Genomic DNA, 15,592 nt, shown 5'->3' on the forward strand with positions numbered 1-15,592 from the left:
CAAGTGCAGTGACCCCGGGGGTAGGAGCCAGCACATGACCAAGCGCACCACCGAGAAGCAGATGATGCTCTTCAGCGGCCGGGCTCACCCGGTCCTCGCCGAGGAGGTCGCCGACCTTCTGGGAACGAAGCTGACACCGACCTCGGCCTATGACTTCGCCAACTCCGAGATCTACGTACGCTACGAGGAGTCGGTGCGCGGTTCGGACGCGTTCGTCATCCAGTCGCACACGGCGCCGATCAACCAGTGGCTCATGGAGCACCTGATCATGGTCGACGCGCTGAAGCGCGCCTCGGCCAAGCGGATCACCGTCGTGATGCCGTTCTGGGGCTACTCCCGCCAGGACAAGAAGCACCGCGGCCGCGAGCCGATCTCGGCCCGTCTGGTCGCCGACATGTTCAAGACCGCGGGTGCCGACCGGATCATCTCCGTCGACCTCCACGCCGACCAGCTCCAGGGCTACTTCGACGGTCCCGTCGACCACCTGATGGCGCTGCCGCTGCTGACCGACTACATCAAGGACAAGTACGGCAACCAGCCGCTCGCCGTCGTCTCTCCCGACGCCGGCCGGATCAAGGTCGCCGAGCGCTGGGCGGCCCGGCTCGGTGGGGCGCCGCTGGCGTTCATCCACAAGACCCGCGACATCAACCGGCCCAACGAGACCGTCGCCAACCGCGTCGTGGGTGAGGTCAAGGACCGCATCTGCATTCTCACCGACGACATGATCGACACCGGCGGCACGATCGTGAAGGCCGCGGACGCGCTCATGGCCGACGGTGCCGCCGGCGTGATCATCTGCGCCACCCACGCGATCCTCTCCGACCCGGCCGTCGACCGCCTGAAGAACTCCACCGCCACCGAGGTCGTCATCACCAACACCCTCCCGGTGCCGGAGGAGAAGCAGTTCGACAAGCTCACCACGCTCTCCATCGCCCCCATGCTCGCCCGCGCGATCCGCGAGGTCTTCGAGGACGGCTCGGTGACCTCGATGTTCGACGGCCACGCCTGACCCTGGTCTTTCGTGGCGGGCGACTTCGAGCTGACGATCGACGAGCTCCGGGTCGTCGCCCGCTACGTCGCGGAGGCCGCTGCCGAGGTCCTGCCCTTGTTCGAGGCGGCCTGCCCCGACGATCCTCGACCGAGGGCGGCGCTGGATGCGGCCTGGGAGTTCGTCGGTGGTGCACGGCGTACGAAGCTGCAGCGCGTCACGTCTTTGGATGCCCATCGGGCGGCCAAGGAGGCCCCTTCCGAGGCGGCTCGGCTGGCCGCCCGAAGCGCCGGCGACGCCGCATCGGCCGCGTACCTCCATCCGCTCGCCGATGCCGCTCAGGTCGGCCACATCCTGCGCGCGGCAGCCAGCGTCGCGCGGATCGCGGAGATCTCCGAGCCTGGGGCTGCCGTCGCGTCCCTGGACCGTGCGGTCGAGCGTGCGAGCCCGGTGCTGCTCGACGTACTCGCGCGCTATCCGGTCGTGCCGGCCGGCAAGATCCGTGTCGCAGAGCTCATGAGTGTCCTCGACAGCCGGTTGAGAGCCTCTGGCTGACGAGCCCGCTCACGGTGCGACGAACCGGGCCTCGGCCTCGCCGGAGAGCGCGGCGTCGATCCGCGCCCGGAGCTCCGGAGGCATCTCCGGGAGCTCGTCCACGCGGAACCAGCCGACATCCGCGGACTCGTCGTCTGCGACGTACGCCTCGCCCGAGCGCCATGTGCAGCTGAACGTGAGGTCCATGTAGACCGCACGATCCCCGTTGGGATAGACCATCGGGCTCGTCGCTCCTGCCGATGCCAGGCGGTCGACCGAGATGTCCACTCCGGTCTCCTCCTTCGCCTCGCGTACTGCTGCCGTCGCCGGCTGCTCGCCGGGGTCGACGATCCCGGTGATCGGTGTCCATCTCAGGTTGTCTGCGCGCTGGACCAGGAGGATCTCGTCGTCTCTGCGTATGACTGCTGTTACGCCGGGGAGCCAGAGCAGCTCTGTTCCTAGCTTCTGACGGACGGCGACGATGAAGTCTGGGATCGGCATGTTTCTCACGGTAGCTGGGGGGTTCTTTCTTGGTTGGGGTGGGCCGCCGACCCGTTTTCGAGGGTCTTCTCGACGAACCCCGGAGTCAAGGACGGCCTTCGGCCGCCGGCTTCGCCGGCCGCTTCGCGGTCCTTGACACCGGGGCCCGTCGAGAAAGATTTGGCTGGCTATCGGGGCGGCGGCCCGGGTGTGGTGCGGAGTGAATGTTGTTTCGGGCCGGTGATGTTGATGGGGCGCGAGGGTGGCCCTTCGGGCCACTTACCATCCACAGATACGAGGCCGTTCGCTCACCGCGAAAACAGTAGTTGACCAGGGAAAATAGATAGTCAACCAAGCGTTGGAAGCGTAGAATCAGACCCATCACAACACCTCTTTGAAGGGAGGGATGGCGATGAGTCTTGAACGCGACACCAACCACTGGGACACCAACCCCGGTGACGCGATCGACGCAGAACTGAGCGCCATCGAATCCTCCCTCGATCGACTGCTGACCCGCGATCCGGCCTATTGGCGCACCGGGCAGAAGAAGGACTCCCTGGAGCGGCTGGAGAAGCTCCAAGCCAAGCTGGCCGCGGTCAGACTCCGGGTGCTCGCATCTGCCGGCGATATCGCCGAGGAGACCGGTGCCAAGGACGCCTCCGCCTGGATGCGGACCGAGCTCCTGGTCGACAAGGCCGTGGCTCGCTCGCAGGTGAAACTCGCCGCGGCGGTGGCCAAGTACGACCTCGTCGCTGCCGGCCTGGCTGAGGGTGTGGTGTCCCAGGACAAGGCACGGGTGATCACCCAGGCCCTCGACAAGATCGAGGCCGACCCGGTCGCCAGCAGCGAGGACCTGGTCCTCGCCGAGAAGCTGCTCGTTGACTACGCCACCCGGCTGACCGCGAACGAGCTCCGCATCGTCGGACGACGGATCCTGCGTGAGATCGACCCGGCCCGGTTCGAAGACGCTGAAGCCAAAGCACTGTTGGCCGAGGAGGAACGCGCTCAGCAGAAGACCGCGTTGCGGGTCTGGGACAACCACGACGGCACCGTCGGCTTCGACGGGGTGTTGCCGACCTCGATGGGGATGAGGTTCAAGCGGCTGGTGGAGGCCTGGGCCCAGCCCCGCAAACAACAGTTGGTCGGCAAGGGTGCTCCGTTGCCGCCGTGGGAGCGGTTGATGGGTCAGGGGTTCTCGCGGCTGCTTGAGACGATCGACCCGGCGGCCCTGCCCCGTCACGGTGGCGACGCCACCGTGGTCAACGTGGTGATCTCCCTGGAGGAGCTCCGCAAAGACCTCGGCATCGCCACCCTGGGCTATGACGAGACCAACGGGGCCACGATCTCCGCGGCCGAGGCGAGGAGGATGGCGTGCAACGCGACCATCATCCCCTGGGTCCTGGGTGGTGACAGTGAGGTCCTCGACGCTGGCCGGGGCAGCAGGTTCTTCCAGCCCATCCAACGCAAGGCACTCCGGTTGCAGCAGAAGTGCTGCCAGGCCGAGGGCTGTGACATGCCACCGGAATGGTGCGACGCCCACCATCTAGAACCCTGGGCCGCCGGCGGGAAGACCGATCTGAAGGACGGGGCGTTGTTGTGTCCGCATCATCACCGATTGGCGCACAACGCGGCCTACGTTCATGAGCGTCTACCCGACGGCACCATCAGGTTCACCCGTCGCCCCTAACCGGCCGGGCAAGGAATCACACCACCGGGCCTGCCCCTCGGCCCGACGACTCCAACATCAACCCGTCGTCAGCTCTCGCTGAAGCGCCCGACCCAGTGCCCGCATGAGCGTTCCGGTCAGCTTCCTGGACCCCACGCTCGCCGCCTCCGCACTCGCGGGGACACATCCCCACCGCCGCAAGGTTCCCCACCCTCCGGAGAGTGGGGAACCTCCACGCCCGTGGAGAACTCTCCCGATCAGTGGGAAACTCGCGACCCGACCGGCACCGAACCCGACCCGGTCAAAAACAACGGCCCTCTTGTGAACCATTCACAAGGTCACGCCCACTGCCGTAGGCACCCACGAGGCACGATCCGCCGGCGCATGACCAGCCCACGGCCCCAAGCCCGCACCCAACTGAATCCGCTGCGCCAGACCCCGCCGCCGACCCGATAGCCAGCCAAAATTCTCGGCGGAGCCCGGTGTCAAGGATCGCCGAAGGCGACCGGCGAAGCCGGCGGCCGAAGGCCGTCCTTTACTCCGGGAGCCGTCGAGAACACCATCCGTAACGGGTCGGCGGCCCCAACTCTGAGAAGAACCTCAGCTGACCGTTCCGCCAGTCACAGCATCGGGATTCTCGGCGAGCCAGCTCGCCATGTCGTCCTCACGCATAGCCGCCCACAGACGGCGACCCTCGCGCTTGTCGAGACGGACGACGCTCTGCGCGCCCTCCTTGCCCAACCCCGCCACGGGGGCGGTGAAGAACGTGAGCTCCGAAGACGGCATCCGGGCGAGATCGAGGGCCAACCCACGAAGGTCACTGCCGGAGAAGCCGGAGTCGACGGTCAGGTGGCGGGTGATGATGTCGAGGAGGTCGTAGGCCTTCTTGGGGTTCTTCGGGTCGACGCTCTGCCTCAGGCCGCGGAGGATGGAGCGCAGCACGTACTGCTGGCGCTTCACCCGGTCCAGGTCGCCGCCGGGGAGGCCGTAGCGCTGGCGTACGTAGAGGAGGGCCTCCTCACCGCTGAGCAGGTGGGTGCCCTTGGTCCAGGTGCGGTGGCGTGCGGAGTCGTGGACGGTCTCGGGGATGTAGACCTCGACGCCGCCGAGGAGGTCGCCGATCTCCTCGAAGCCGGCCCAGTCGACCCAGGCGACGTGGTCGATGCGTACGCCGGTGAGCTTCTCCACCGTCTGCACGCTGAGCCTCGGCCCACCCTGGGAGAAGGCGGCGTTGACCTTGGCCTTGCCGTGCCCGGGGATCCGTACCCAGGAGTCCCGGGGGATCGAGACGACCGAGGCCGAGCGGCGGTCCGCGCTGAGGTGGAGCAGCATCATCGTGTCGGCCCGCTGCTCGCCGGGGGTCCACGAGGCCGTGGCTTCGCTGCCGGTGGTGGCCTTGCCGCCGGTGCGCCCGTCGGTGCCGAGAAGCAGGACGTTCAAGGCGCCGGCAGCGTCGCCGGCGGCCTCGGGACGCTCCTCGAGCCCGGCGAAGACATCGACGGTCCGGACCTGACGGTCGAGCCGGTGGGCGAGGTACCAGCCGGTGCCGGTGACGGCGCCGACGAGCACGACGAACGCGATCCCGACGCCGAGCCAGATGCGCGTCTTCTTCATGGCCGTCCTCAGTGGTGGGGGTCGAGGGCGGATAGAGGCTAGTGGTCGCTACTCGCGGTCGTCGAAGTGGTCCTCCCAGGACCGTCGCAGAATCGTCGGTACGTCGCCGGCCAGGGCCGCGCGTAGCGCATCGAGCTGACCGTCGTCGAGAGCGATCCGCGGGAACGCGCGCCCGACCTCGAGGGCGAAGGCCTGGCCACGGGTGGCCAGGGCCGGCGCCTCTGCGAGATAGGCGGTGACGTAGGGACGCAGCAGATGCGCCTGCTCGGCGATCCACATCCCCGATGCCAGCGCCCCGAAGCGACGGTTGTCGACACCGGGGGCGAGCATCGCCTCCCAGGCGGCGTCCTTCGCGCTGGCCGAAGGGCGGGCGGCGAGGGCGCGAAGCGCCCCGAGGTCTCCCTCGGCGGTGCCGTCCCGGTCGCGCTCGGTCGCGATGAAGCGCGCGTCGGCCTCACCGAGCGAGGCGAGACGTACGATCGCCGCCCAGCGTGTGGTCGGCAGCAGGGGGATGCTGACCCCGATCTTGTCGGCGTCCAGCCAGCCGCGCAGCAGCTCGGCGTCCGCGCTGGTCGCGGCCAGGGCCGCGGCCCAGGCCAGCGCCCGCTGCTCGTCGTCCGCGGACGCCGCCAGGCCCGCGGCGGACGCGGCGGCGACCCGCGCGACCGCTCCAGCCGCTCGCGATGCGGGCACCCGATGCGGGATCACCACCGACCGGGTCTCGGCGAGCACGCCCTCGATGATGTCGGCCCGGGTCTCTGCGGGCAGGTGGGTCTCGACCAGATCGAGGTAGTCGTCGGCGGACAGGTCACGCGATCGCACCCGGAGGGCGGTGGCGGACCAGAGCACGGCACGTACGAGCGGGTCCTCGAGCCGGGAGAGCCCGCCGGAGAGCGCCTCCCACGACCCCGGGTCGAGACGGAGCGCGGCGAAGGTCTCGCCGCCGGCGTTGGGGACCACGACGAGCCCGGCGAACTCCGGCAGCGGCACCGGCTCGGCACCCAGCTCGACCCGCGTGCGTCCGACGAGTCGCAGCGAGGTGTCGTAGCCGGCGACGGTGAACGCATGCGGCCGGCTCCCCTCGCGCTCCAGGACCGGGACGTCTCCGTCGCGCCGCACCGACACGGTGTCGAACCCCGGGCGCCGCAGCCAGGCGTCCACCCACCCGCGTACGTCCTTCGGCGAGCTCGCCGCGAGCGACTCGACGAAGTCGGCGAGGGTCGCGTTGGCGAACCGGAAGCGGGTCAGGTGACGATTGACCCCGGCCATGAACTCCTCGTCGCCGAGCCAGAAGGCGAGCTGCACCAGGCAGGCCCCGCCCTTGGCGTAGGAGATGCCGTCGAAGATGGTGGCGGCGGTGTCCACGTCGGGTACGTCCACCGCCAGCGGAGCGACCGGATGGGTCGAGCGGCGCGCGTCGGAGCGGTAGCCCCACGGCTTGCTCCCGATCTCCACCTCGACCCGCAGGTCCGAGAAGCCGGCGCCCGCCTCGGCGACCCGATAGCCCATGTAGTCCGCGAACGACTCCTGCAGCCAGGTGTCCTCCCACCAGGTCATCGTCATCGAGTCGCCGAACCACATGTGCGACATCTCGTGGGCGATGATCACCGCGCGGATGGCCCGCTGGGTGTCGGTGATCGCGCCGCGCGGCAACAGTTCGTCGCGGTAGGTCACGCACCCCGGCATCTCCTGCGCACCCCAGTTGAGCCCGGGCACGAAGACCTGGTCGTAGGAGTCGAAGGGGTAGGGCTCGTCGATGAGGTCGGCGTAGTGGGCGAAGCACGCCTCGGACGTATGCCGCAGCTCGTCCGCGTCCCGGTCCAGCTCGGCCGCCAACGACCGACGGGCATGCCAGCCGAAGTCGAGGCTCTCCCCGGAACCGAGCGCGTACGTCCATCGCACCGAGTGCCACGGCCCGGCGGCGACGACCAGCAGTGCCGGCGGGATCGGGGGAGTGGTGGCGAAGACCCAGCGGCCGCCGTCGTGCGAGACGACGGCGCCGTTGGCGAGGACGGTGTCGGCCGGATCTGCGGAGACCGTGACCGCGAACGACGCCTTGAGATCGTTCTGGTCGAAGCAGGCGAAGACCTTCGAGGCGTTGTCCATGCCCAGGTAGGCCGACACATAGCGCGATCCGTCGACGGGGTCGGTGAACGTGTGCATCCCGTCGCCGTCGGTCGTATAGGGCAGCGTCGCGGTCACCTCCACCTCGTTGACCGCCCCCTCGGACAGCCCGGTCGAGAGGCCGGTCAGGCCCACCCGCACACCGTCGTAGGCGGCGTCGACCGCCTCCCCGTTGACGACCAACGACACCGCGAGGGCGCCCTTCAGGTCCAGGAACGTCTCGGCGACCGTGGAACGGAACCGGACCCGGGTGTGGCTCCGGAAGGTCTCGGGACCGGTGAGGTCGAGATCGAGCGAGTAGGAGACGGAGCTGAGCACGCCGGCCCGTGTGCGGGCCTCGTCGAGTGTGAGGGACACGACCTCCAACGTACGTCCTCGCAGGTCAGCACGCGCGCGCATTTCGCTGTGAGCGTGATCCGGGGATAGTCTGTGGCAGTTGCCTCGGCGAGGGAGCGCATCGCGCTCCGTGATCGACAAGGTGGACGTCTCTTCGCAGAGACGCCGTGCCTTCGTCGCACGGCCTTCGTTGGACCAGCCGGGCGCCATTGACGTCAGCACCACTCATCGAGGAGTTCAACGCATGTCCAGCGAGAAGATCGTCGCCGAGAAGCGCACCGAGTTCGGCAAGGGTGCCGCTCGCCGCATCCGCCGTGAGAACAAGATTCCGGCGGTCGTCTACGGCCACGGCGCCGACCCGATGCACCTGACCCTGCCGGGTCACGCCACCATGATGGCGCTGAAGAACCACGGTGCGAACGCTCTCCTCGAGCTCGACATCGACGGCAAGGTCCAGCTCGCCATGACCAAGCAGGTCCAGGTCGACGACGTCCGTCGCGTCATCGAGCACGTCGACTTCGTCGCCGTCCGCGTCGGCGAGAAGGTCACCGTCGACATCAACGTCCACGTCGTGGGCGACGCGATCTCCGGCACCATGGTCGTCACCGACGCCAACACCCTGACCGTCGAGGCCGAGGCGACCCACGTCCCGGAGAGCATCGAGGTCAGCATCGAGGGCCTCGAGGCCGGCACCCAGATCCTCGCCGGCTCCGTCCCGCTGCCGAAGGGCACCACCCTGGTCACCGACCCGGAGACCCTGGTCGTCAACATCACCGAGGCCAAGACCATCGAGGAGCCCGCCGCCGACGAGGCCGCCGAGGGTGAGACCGCTGAGTCCGCCGAGGCCGAGGACACCAACGGCGAGTGACCGTTCGGTGACCAGTGCTGTGACCGACGGCGTCTGGCTGGTCGTCGGCCTGGGCAACCCCGGGCCGACGTACGCCGGACACCGTCACAACATCGGCTATCTCGTCACCGACGAGCTGGCCAACCGGCTGGACGGCAAGTGGCGTGCCCACAAGTCCGGCCGTGCTGACGTCGTGGAAGGGCGGCTCCCGGGTGCCAGAAATGGACACAGCCCGGGGCTGCCCGGCCCACGCGTCGTGCTCGCCCGTTCCCGGACCTACATGAACGAGTCCGGCGGGCCGGTCAAGGCGCTCGCGACCTTCTACAAGGTCCAGCCCGACCACGTCATCGCCATCCATGACGAGCTCGACATCGCCTTCGACACGATGCGGGTCAAGCTGGGCGGTGGCGACAACGGCCACAACGGCCTCAAGTCGATGCGGTCCTCCCTGGGCACCGGCGACTTCTACCGGGTGCGCGTCGGCATCGGCCGCCCGCCCGGTCGCCAGGAGGTGCACGACTTCGTGCTCTCCAACTTCTCCACCACCGAGCGCAAGGTGCTGCCGTTCGTGGTCGACACCGCTGCCGACGCGATCGAGACGCTGATCAACGAGGGTCTGGAGAAGACCCAGCAGAAGTTCAACTCCTAGGGTCAACTCGTAGGGTCAGCTCCTGGGCGGGCGCAGATACCGGTCGTACGCAGCGACCGCGGCCAGCTGGGAACCTACCTCGAACTTCCGCAGGATCGACTTCACCTGGGTCCGCACCGTCGTCTGGGCGACGCCGAAGCGCGCCGCGATCTCGGCGACGGTGGCCCCGTCGTAGAGCAGTTCGAGCACCTCGTGCTCGCGCACGGTCAGCGAACGGACCAGGCGGTGCATGCGCTCGCGACCGTCCCGGAGCAGGTGCCACTGCGCGATGAGCCCCTCCGCCTCGCTCGGAGTGTGCCCGCACCTTCCTTCGGCCGCGTCGCGCAGCGTGTCCTCGATCGTGTCCGAGTCGGTGTCGGCGGAGAGCACCGCGACCGCACCGGCCTCGAGCAGGGCACCCCAGAGGCCGCCGCGCGGGGCGGGCGTCAGCACGACCCCGGGCAGCCGTACGCCGCGGACCAGGTCACACACCTTGCCGAGATGGGTCCAGCCATCGAGGTCGGTGACCACCAGCCAGGCCGAGGGATCTCCGACCAGCAGCTCGTCCGGCTCCGCGGAGGTGGAGGCGGTCGCGGTCACGGTGATGCCTCGCTCGTCGAGCGCAACCGTCACGGCATCGAGGGTCATCGTCTCGTCGGCTGAGACAGCAACCCTGAGTCGTTCGGTCGAGCCTGCCATGTCTGCCGTGCCGTTCGGTCGTCTCGGGCCCCGCTGGATCTCCCTGGGGGTATGGCTATTCTGGTGATCCGCAGGCGGGGATCGGGAACCTGTTCTACAGTGCCCCAAGTTTGGGGATGACCTGGGACAACGTGTCCCGCAATGTAGTTTGTGGACGACCTCGAAATTCTTTGACTCCTCAATTCTCGGTATTGGCCCGGAATGCGGTCCCGTGGCGATACGGTGCTGATTACGTTGCCTTGTAAAGGTTTCGGTCACAAACATTCAAATTGGGACGGCCCGACAAGCTCGGGCTGGGGGAGCAGGGCCTGGACACGGCCCTATTCGGGACTCATACCTCACTGGCCGACCCGACCTGGGGAGCAGTATGTCTACGTCCATTTTCAAGCGGATCAACTCGGGTTGGTTAACTACCGCGTACGCCACCACCACCGCTGTCTTCGTCGGCGTCCAGAGCCTTCTGATCGCCGTCCTTCAAGGCCCTTGGGTCTCCTTCCACACCCACGGAGTAGTCCTCTGGCTGCTCCTCACGGCCATCGTCGTCACCACTTCGCTCGTCGCCGCCGCAGCGCTGCTGTTCGGTGGTGTGCGCATCTACCGGCGCGTGTGCGCGGCGGAGGCGAAGGCAGCCGACGAGATCTACCACGACCTGCTCAGCGCGCGCGAGGCCCAGCGTCTCCACCGGGCCCGGATGCACGAGGTGACCTCTACCCTCGCCGGTGTCCGGTCGGCCAGCGAGCTGCTGTGCAACTCCGACACGCTCGACCCGGAGCGTCGCGTCGCGATGATGACCATGATGGGCAGCGAGCTCAGGCGCCTGGAGCGCCTCGTGCGTGCCCAGCGTGGCGGCGCGGACACGATGCCGATCGACGTCGGCGTGATCGATGTCGACTCCGTGATCCACAACCTCGCCCTGGCCCACGAGGCCAGCGGCACCACGGTCGTCCACGAGCCCGGCAACGCGCTCGCCGTCGGCAGCTCGGACGCGGCCGCGCGGATCATCAACATTCTTCTCGACAACGCGGCCAAGCACGGCTCCGGCGCTGTCGACGTCACCGTCCGGCACGAGCCCGGCGAGTCCGGTCAGATGGTCGTGATCGAGGTCTCCGACGACGGCCCCGGGGTAGCCCCCGAGGTGCGCGAACGGATCTTCGAGTGGGGTGTCCGTGGGCCGGACTCGGCCGGCCAGGGCATCGGGCTCAACGAGGCCCACACCGTCGCCGAGCGGATGGGCGGCTCGCTCCGCCTCGCCGCCGCGGACCGTACGACCTTCGTGGTCACCCTGCCCAGCGCCGTGATCCAGCGCCCCACCGCCGAAGCAGACAAGGAAGGCGCCTCCGATGACGTTGTCGCCGCGTAGTCAGTATCGAGTCGTGATCGTCGAGGACCATGTCCTCTTCGCCGAGTCGCTCGAGCTCGCCGTCTCGATGGAGGGATACGACGTACGCCGCATCCCGATGCCCAGCGAGCCCGTCTCCACCGCCACCATGGTCTCCGTCGTGCTCCGCAACAAGCCGAAGGTCGTGCTCCTCGACCTCGACCTGGGTCGCTACGGCGACGGCGTACGCCTCATCGAGCCGCTGGCCAAGGCCGGCGTCGACGTGGTCGTGGTGACCGGTGCGATCGAGGAGGCGCGCTGGGGCCAGGCGCTGCGCAACGGCGCCCGCACGGTGCTGTCCAAGTCCCGCCCGCTCGGCGAGATCCTCGGCACCGTCCGGCGGCTCTACCAGGGCGCCTGCGTGCTCGCGGTGAGCGACCGCGAGCGGCTGATCCGGGTCTGGTTCGAGCGCCAGCACGAGGTCTCCGAGCTGAGCCGCCGCATCGAGCTGCTCACCAAGCGCGAGTCGCAGGTCCTCGGTCATCTGATGCTCGGCCGCACCGTCCACGAGATCGCCGTGATCGGCGTCGTCTCCGAGGCGACCGTGCGCACCCAGGTGAAGTCCATCCTCGCCAAGCTGCAGGTCACGTCCCAGATCGCCGCCGTCGGGCTCGCCCATCGCCTCGGCTGGCGGTCCCCGCAGTCGCTGGAGTGAGACGACTGGTCTGGACCAGTGGGTTCCGGTTCCCTCATTTGGTCTAACCGGACCCCCTTCGGCCCCCAACGACCGCTTTCTTCCCGCATTGTTCTGGCATGAAGTAAGCGTTCGGGCGCCCAGCAGCTATGGGGGAGATGGATGACGATAGAGCTGGCGTCGGTGGAGACAGTAGTCCCGCTCGACATCAACCGCCGGAGGGTGTCCGCCAAGGCACCCTCCCTTCGGTTGCAGGCCTCGATGGTCGACGGTCTCGCGCTGATGATCCTCGCGCCGCTGATCGTGGGACAGGAGATCGTCCACGCGCTCGCGTGGGGTCTGGTCTGGGGACTGGCCACCAGGATCACCGCGCCGAAGATCCTGCCCGGCGCCGAGCGCCTGCGGGCGACGGTCTCGGGCGTCTTCAAGGCGTTCATGGCGATGAGCATGGCGACCTGGCTTCTGGGTGCTGTGGTCGAGCTGCCGCAGGCGCAGCTGGTCGTGCAGACCATCCTCGGGCTCGTGACCGCGCTCGCGTTCCGGGTCGTGGGCTACATCTTCAGCTCCCGGCCGCGCACCCCGCTGCGCGTCGTCGTGGTCGAGGCGGCCCATGACCACGGTGTCATCCCGGAGTGGACCCACCGGCTCAGCGGCGGCCTGATGGAGGCGGCGGCGGTCTGCCGGGCCGACGGGCTCTCCGGCGCGATCGCCTCGGTCGCACCCGATGCCGTGCTGGTCGTCCCCGGGCCCGACCTGGCCGGCCGCGAGATCCAGCGGCTGGCCTGGACGAGCGAGTCCTTCGGCCTGCCGCTGCTGGTCAGCACCCGGATGCAGGACGTGACCCCGCAGCGTACGTCCTCGATGCGGCTGGGCTCGATGACCCTTCTCTACGTCGACGAGGCCCTGCGGGCGCGGCTGACCCGGGTGGCCAAGTACGTGTGGGAGTGGCTGGCCGCGGCGGCCGCCGTCGCCGTGCTCCTGCCGGTCTTCGCCGTGATGGCGGTCGTGATCAAGCTCGACTCCCCGGGTCCGGTCTTCTTCCGGCAGGTGCGCGTCGGCCGCGGCGGCAAGCAGTTCCGGATCTGGAAGTTCCGCACCATGGTCGTCGACGCCGAGTCGCTGCTGCGCACGCTCGACCACCGGCCGGGCCACGTCCTCTTCAAGCTCCGTGCGGACCCCCGGGTGACCCGGGTGGGACGGGTGCTGCGGAAGTACTCCATCGACGAGCTGCCGCAGCTGTTCAACATCGTGCTGGGCCAGATGTCCCTGGTCGGGCCCCGGCCTGGCCTGCCGAGCGAGGTGGCGATGTACGATCGGGACTCTCATCGCCGACTTGCGGTTGCACCCGGTCTGACCGGGCTGTGGCAGGTCTCGGGGCGTTCGGACCTCTCCTGGGAGGACACGGTCCGCCTGGACCTCGACTATGTGGACAACTGGACGCTGCTGCGGGACTTCGGAATCGTCGTTCGTACAGTCAAAGCTGTTGTGCGTGGCTCTGGCGCCTACTAGTGAGTGTCGCCTAAACTCCCAGGCCGTTGTGTGAGCAAGCCAACACGTACGAACAACTGGATCCTCGACGGGAACGTCCCCCATGCAAACCTCCCCCCACCCCATGATTGCCGGCCGTTATGAGCTGCACCGCCTGATCGGGCGAGGCGGTATGGGCGAGGTATGGCAGGCCATGGACCTCACCCTGCAGCGCTGGGTCGCGGTCAAGGTCGTGCGGACGTCGGCCGATCCGACGATGATCGAGCGGTTCCGCCGTGAGTCGCTCTCCACCGCGGCCGCCAGCCACCCCGGCACCGTGCAGGTCCACGACGCCGGGATCGAACGCACCGCCAACGGCCCGATGGCCTTCCTCGTGATGGAGCTCCTGACCGGCCCCGACCTCGGCGAACGCCTGCGCTCGCACGGCCCGCTGATCGCCCGGGAGGCCGGTGAGGTCATCGTCCAGGCCGCGCGTACGCTCGCCGCGGTCCACGCCCAGGGGATCGTCCACCGCGACATCAAGCCGTCCAACCTCGTCTACGACAGCGACCGCAGGATCAGGATCGTCGACTTCGGGATCGCCCAGCTCGCCCGGCTGGGCGACCAGCGGCTGACCTCCACCCACGATGTGGTCGGAAGCCTCGGCTACCTCTCGCCCGAGCGTGGCTCGGGTGGCGAGGTGGGTCCGCCGAGCGACATCTACTCCCTGGGCTGCGTCTTCTACGAGATGCTCACCGGCCGCACCCCCTACTCCGGCGGTGCGCCGGCGACGATGGTCTACCAGCACGCCACCGCGCCCATCCCGCCCGTCAGTGGAGTGGTCCAGGTGCCGAAGATCATCGACGACCTGGTCGCGATGATGATGGCCAAGGACCCCGAGCAGCGGCCGAGCGCGCAGGACGTCGTCGCGGTGCTCACCGGCTCGGGCCCGCTGCCGGTCTTCGACGCCCAGGTGCCCAGACAGCGTCCGGTGCACCCGTCGGGTCCGATCAGCACCTCCGGTGCCTACGAGGCCTTCGGCGGTAGCGGCTCGTTCCCCGCTGCCGGGTCGACCGGTGCAACCGGCTCGTCGGGGGCGTTCGCGAAGATCGGGGCGAGTGGGTCGTTCCCGACCGGCGGGTCCCGGGTGGCGAAGCGCTCCGGCGCCAACCGGACGTTGAGCATCCTGCTGGCGGTGGCCCTGGTCGCTGTCGCTGTCGGCGGCCTGGCCACCTTTGCCTCCTTCCGGAGCGCTTCGGAGACCGGCCGGGCGGCCGCGCTCAGCGAGGCGCTCCCGGAGACCATCGAGCTCGCCGTCGACGTGATCTTCGAACGGGACGCGCTGCAGCCCGTCGCGCAGGCACCGGTCAACGTACGCTCCACCTACCTGCACACCACGGACCTCGCGGTCGAGGAGTGGCGGACGGCGGCGGCCGAGATCGACGTCGACGGTGACGCCGAGCTGCGGAGACTCCACCACGACATCACCGAGGTGCTCGACGACTTCGAGCTCTACCGGGTCGAGATGCAGGAAGGCGACCGGGCCAGCCAAGACGCCGCTCGCGAGGTCTACACCGCGCTGGCCAGCAACCTGCTGATGCTCGCGGCGCAGGTGCCGGAGCTGGAGGACAACCAGACCGGCGACCAGGTCCGCAACCTCAGCAGGCTGACGCAGGCGGCGGAGGCGTTCAGCATCGAGCGGGAGCTCATGGTCGTCGCGCTCTCCGATAACGAGATCGGCACGAAGTCGGTCAAGGAGCTCACCGACGCGGAGGCCTCATGGGTGAAGGCGTCCTCGGCGTTCTACTCGGGCGCCTCGCCCGAGCTCCAGGCCGAGCTCGACCGGGTCTCCGACGGCACCTTCGACAAGGGCTCGGGCGCGATGATGGTGCAGCGTACGGTCCGCGACGTCGCCGCCAAGGGCAGCATCGAAGGCGTCGCCACCGAGCTGAGGGCCGCGTCGAAGGGCGAGCCGATCGTCCGCACCTGGTCCGACGGCGCCGTCGAATACATCCAGAGCCTTCTTCAGGTGATCCTGAAGTCGGCCGAGACCATGGCCAACGACGTCACCGACGTGCACGAGCGTGCCAAGACCGGGTTGATCCTGCGGGCGGTGCTGACCGGGGTGGCGCTGGTCGCCGCGATCGGACTCGGGCTGGGGCTTTATCGGAGCCGGCGGACGTCTCGCTAGAGTGCG

The 15,592-nt window shown here is 68.7% G+C and carries 13 protein-coding genes; 9 read left to right on the plus strand and 4 right to left on the minus strand.

What is annotated here, in order from left to right; genetic code table 11:
* Positions 1-34: 34 nt before the first annotated feature.
* Together ABT304_RS11865 and ABT304_RS11870 are read left to right on the plus strand one after the other, a co-directional pair.
* Positions 35-1,009, plus strand: coding sequence for a ribose-phosphate diphosphokinase (locus tag ABT304_RS11865; protein ID WP_091052555.1), 975 nt, complete (start codon positions 35-37; stop codon positions 1,007-1,009).
* A gap of 12 nt (positions 1,010-1,021) precedes the next feature.
* Positions 1,022-1,543 (plus strand): putative immunity protein, encoded by a 522-nt coding sequence (locus ABT304_RS11870; protein ID WP_350715352.1) that lies wholly within the window; start codon positions 1,022-1,024, stop codon positions 1,541-1,543.
* 9 nt (positions 1,544-1,552) lie between these two features.
* Here ABT304_RS11870 and ABT304_RS11875 read toward each other — a convergent pair whose 3' ends face one another.
* On the minus strand, positions 1,553-2,023 hold the full coding sequence (locus ABT304_RS11875; protein WP_350715354.1) for an NUDIX hydrolase: 471 nt from the start codon (positions 2,021-2,023) through the stop codon (positions 1,553-1,555).
* Positions 2,024-2,414: 391 nt separating this feature from the next.
* Between ABT304_RS11875 and ABT304_RS11880 the strand changes: the two genes are divergently transcribed.
* On the plus strand, positions 2,415-3,689 hold the full coding sequence (locus tag ABT304_RS11880) for an HNH endonuclease signature motif containing protein (protein ID WP_350715356.1): 1,275 nt from the start codon (positions 2,415-2,417) through the stop codon (positions 3,687-3,689).
* A 579-nt stretch (positions 3,690-4,268) separates the two neighbouring features.
* Here ABT304_RS11880 and ABT304_RS11885 read toward each other — a convergent pair.
* The gene (locus tag ABT304_RS11885; protein ID WP_350715358.1) at positions 4,269-5,282 is read right to left on the minus strand and encodes an LCP family protein; all 1,014 of its coding nucleotides are present in this window, start codon (positions 5,280-5,282) and stop codon (positions 4,269-4,271) included.
* 48 nt (positions 5,283-5,330) lie between these two features.
* A complete protein-coding gene (gene pepN, locus ABT304_RS11890; RefSeq protein ID WP_350715360.1) occupies positions 5,331-7,763 on the minus strand; it encodes an aminopeptidase N in 2,433 nt (810 codons plus the stop codon).
* A gap of 223 nt (positions 7,764-7,986) precedes the next feature.
* On the opposite strand from pepN, the gene ABT304_RS11895 reads away from it, so the two are divergent.
* Both ABT304_RS11895 and pth read left to right on the plus strand, forming a co-directional pair.
* Entirely contained in the window at positions 7,987-8,610 is a 624-nt protein-coding gene (locus ABT304_RS11895) for a 50S ribosomal protein L25/general stress protein Ctc (protein WP_160027222.1), read from the plus strand.
* A 7-nt stretch (positions 8,611-8,617) separates the two neighbouring features.
* Positions 8,618-9,238, plus strand: coding sequence for an aminoacyl-tRNA hydrolase (pth, locus tag ABT304_RS11900; protein WP_350715362.1), 621 nt, complete (start codon positions 8,618-8,620; stop codon positions 9,236-9,238).
* Positions 9,239-9,253: 15 nt separating this feature from the next.
* Here the strand turns inward: pth and ABT304_RS11905 are convergent, their stop codons facing one another.
* Positions 9,254-9,850, minus strand: a complete 597-nt coding sequence (locus ABT304_RS11905) for a helix-turn-helix transcriptional regulator (RefSeq protein ID WP_350715364.1) — start codon at positions 9,848-9,850, stop codon at positions 9,254-9,256.
* A gap of 433 nt (positions 9,851-10,283) precedes the next feature.
* On the opposite strand from ABT304_RS11905, the gene ABT304_RS11910 reads away from it, so the two are divergent.
* The 4 genes from ABT304_RS11910 to ABT304_RS11925 all read left to right on the plus strand — a co-directional run bounded on the left by ABT304_RS11910 (position 10,284) and on the right by ABT304_RS11925 (position 15,586).
* Complete coding sequence (locus ABT304_RS11910; protein WP_350715366.1) at positions 10,284-11,276, plus strand: sensor histidine kinase; 993 nt, start codon at positions 10,284-10,286, stop codon at positions 11,274-11,276.
* Positions 11,277-11,289: 13 nt separating this feature from the next.
* Entirely contained in the window at positions 11,290-11,949 is a 660-nt protein-coding gene (locus tag ABT304_RS11915) for a LuxR C-terminal-related transcriptional regulator (protein ID WP_350715368.1), read from the plus strand.
* A gap of 141 nt (positions 11,950-12,090) precedes the next feature.
* Positions 12,091-13,437, plus strand: coding sequence for an exopolysaccharide biosynthesis polyprenyl glycosylphosphotransferase (locus tag ABT304_RS11920; protein WP_350715370.1), 1,347 nt, complete (start codon positions 12,091-12,093; stop codon positions 13,435-13,437).
* 103 nt (positions 13,438-13,540) lie between these two features.
* Positions 13,541-15,586: a protein kinase domain-containing protein gene (locus ABT304_RS11925; protein ID WP_350715456.1), complete on the plus strand. Its 2,046-nt coding sequence runs from the start codon at positions 13,541-13,543 to the stop codon at positions 15,584-15,586.
* Positions 15,587-15,592: the final 6 nt, after the last annotated feature.

This window comes from Nocardioides sp. NPDC000445 (assembly GCF_040300245.1).
In the GTDB taxonomy this organism is placed as follows: Bacteria; Actinomycetota; Actinomycetes; order Propionibacteriales; family Nocardioidaceae; genus Nocardioides.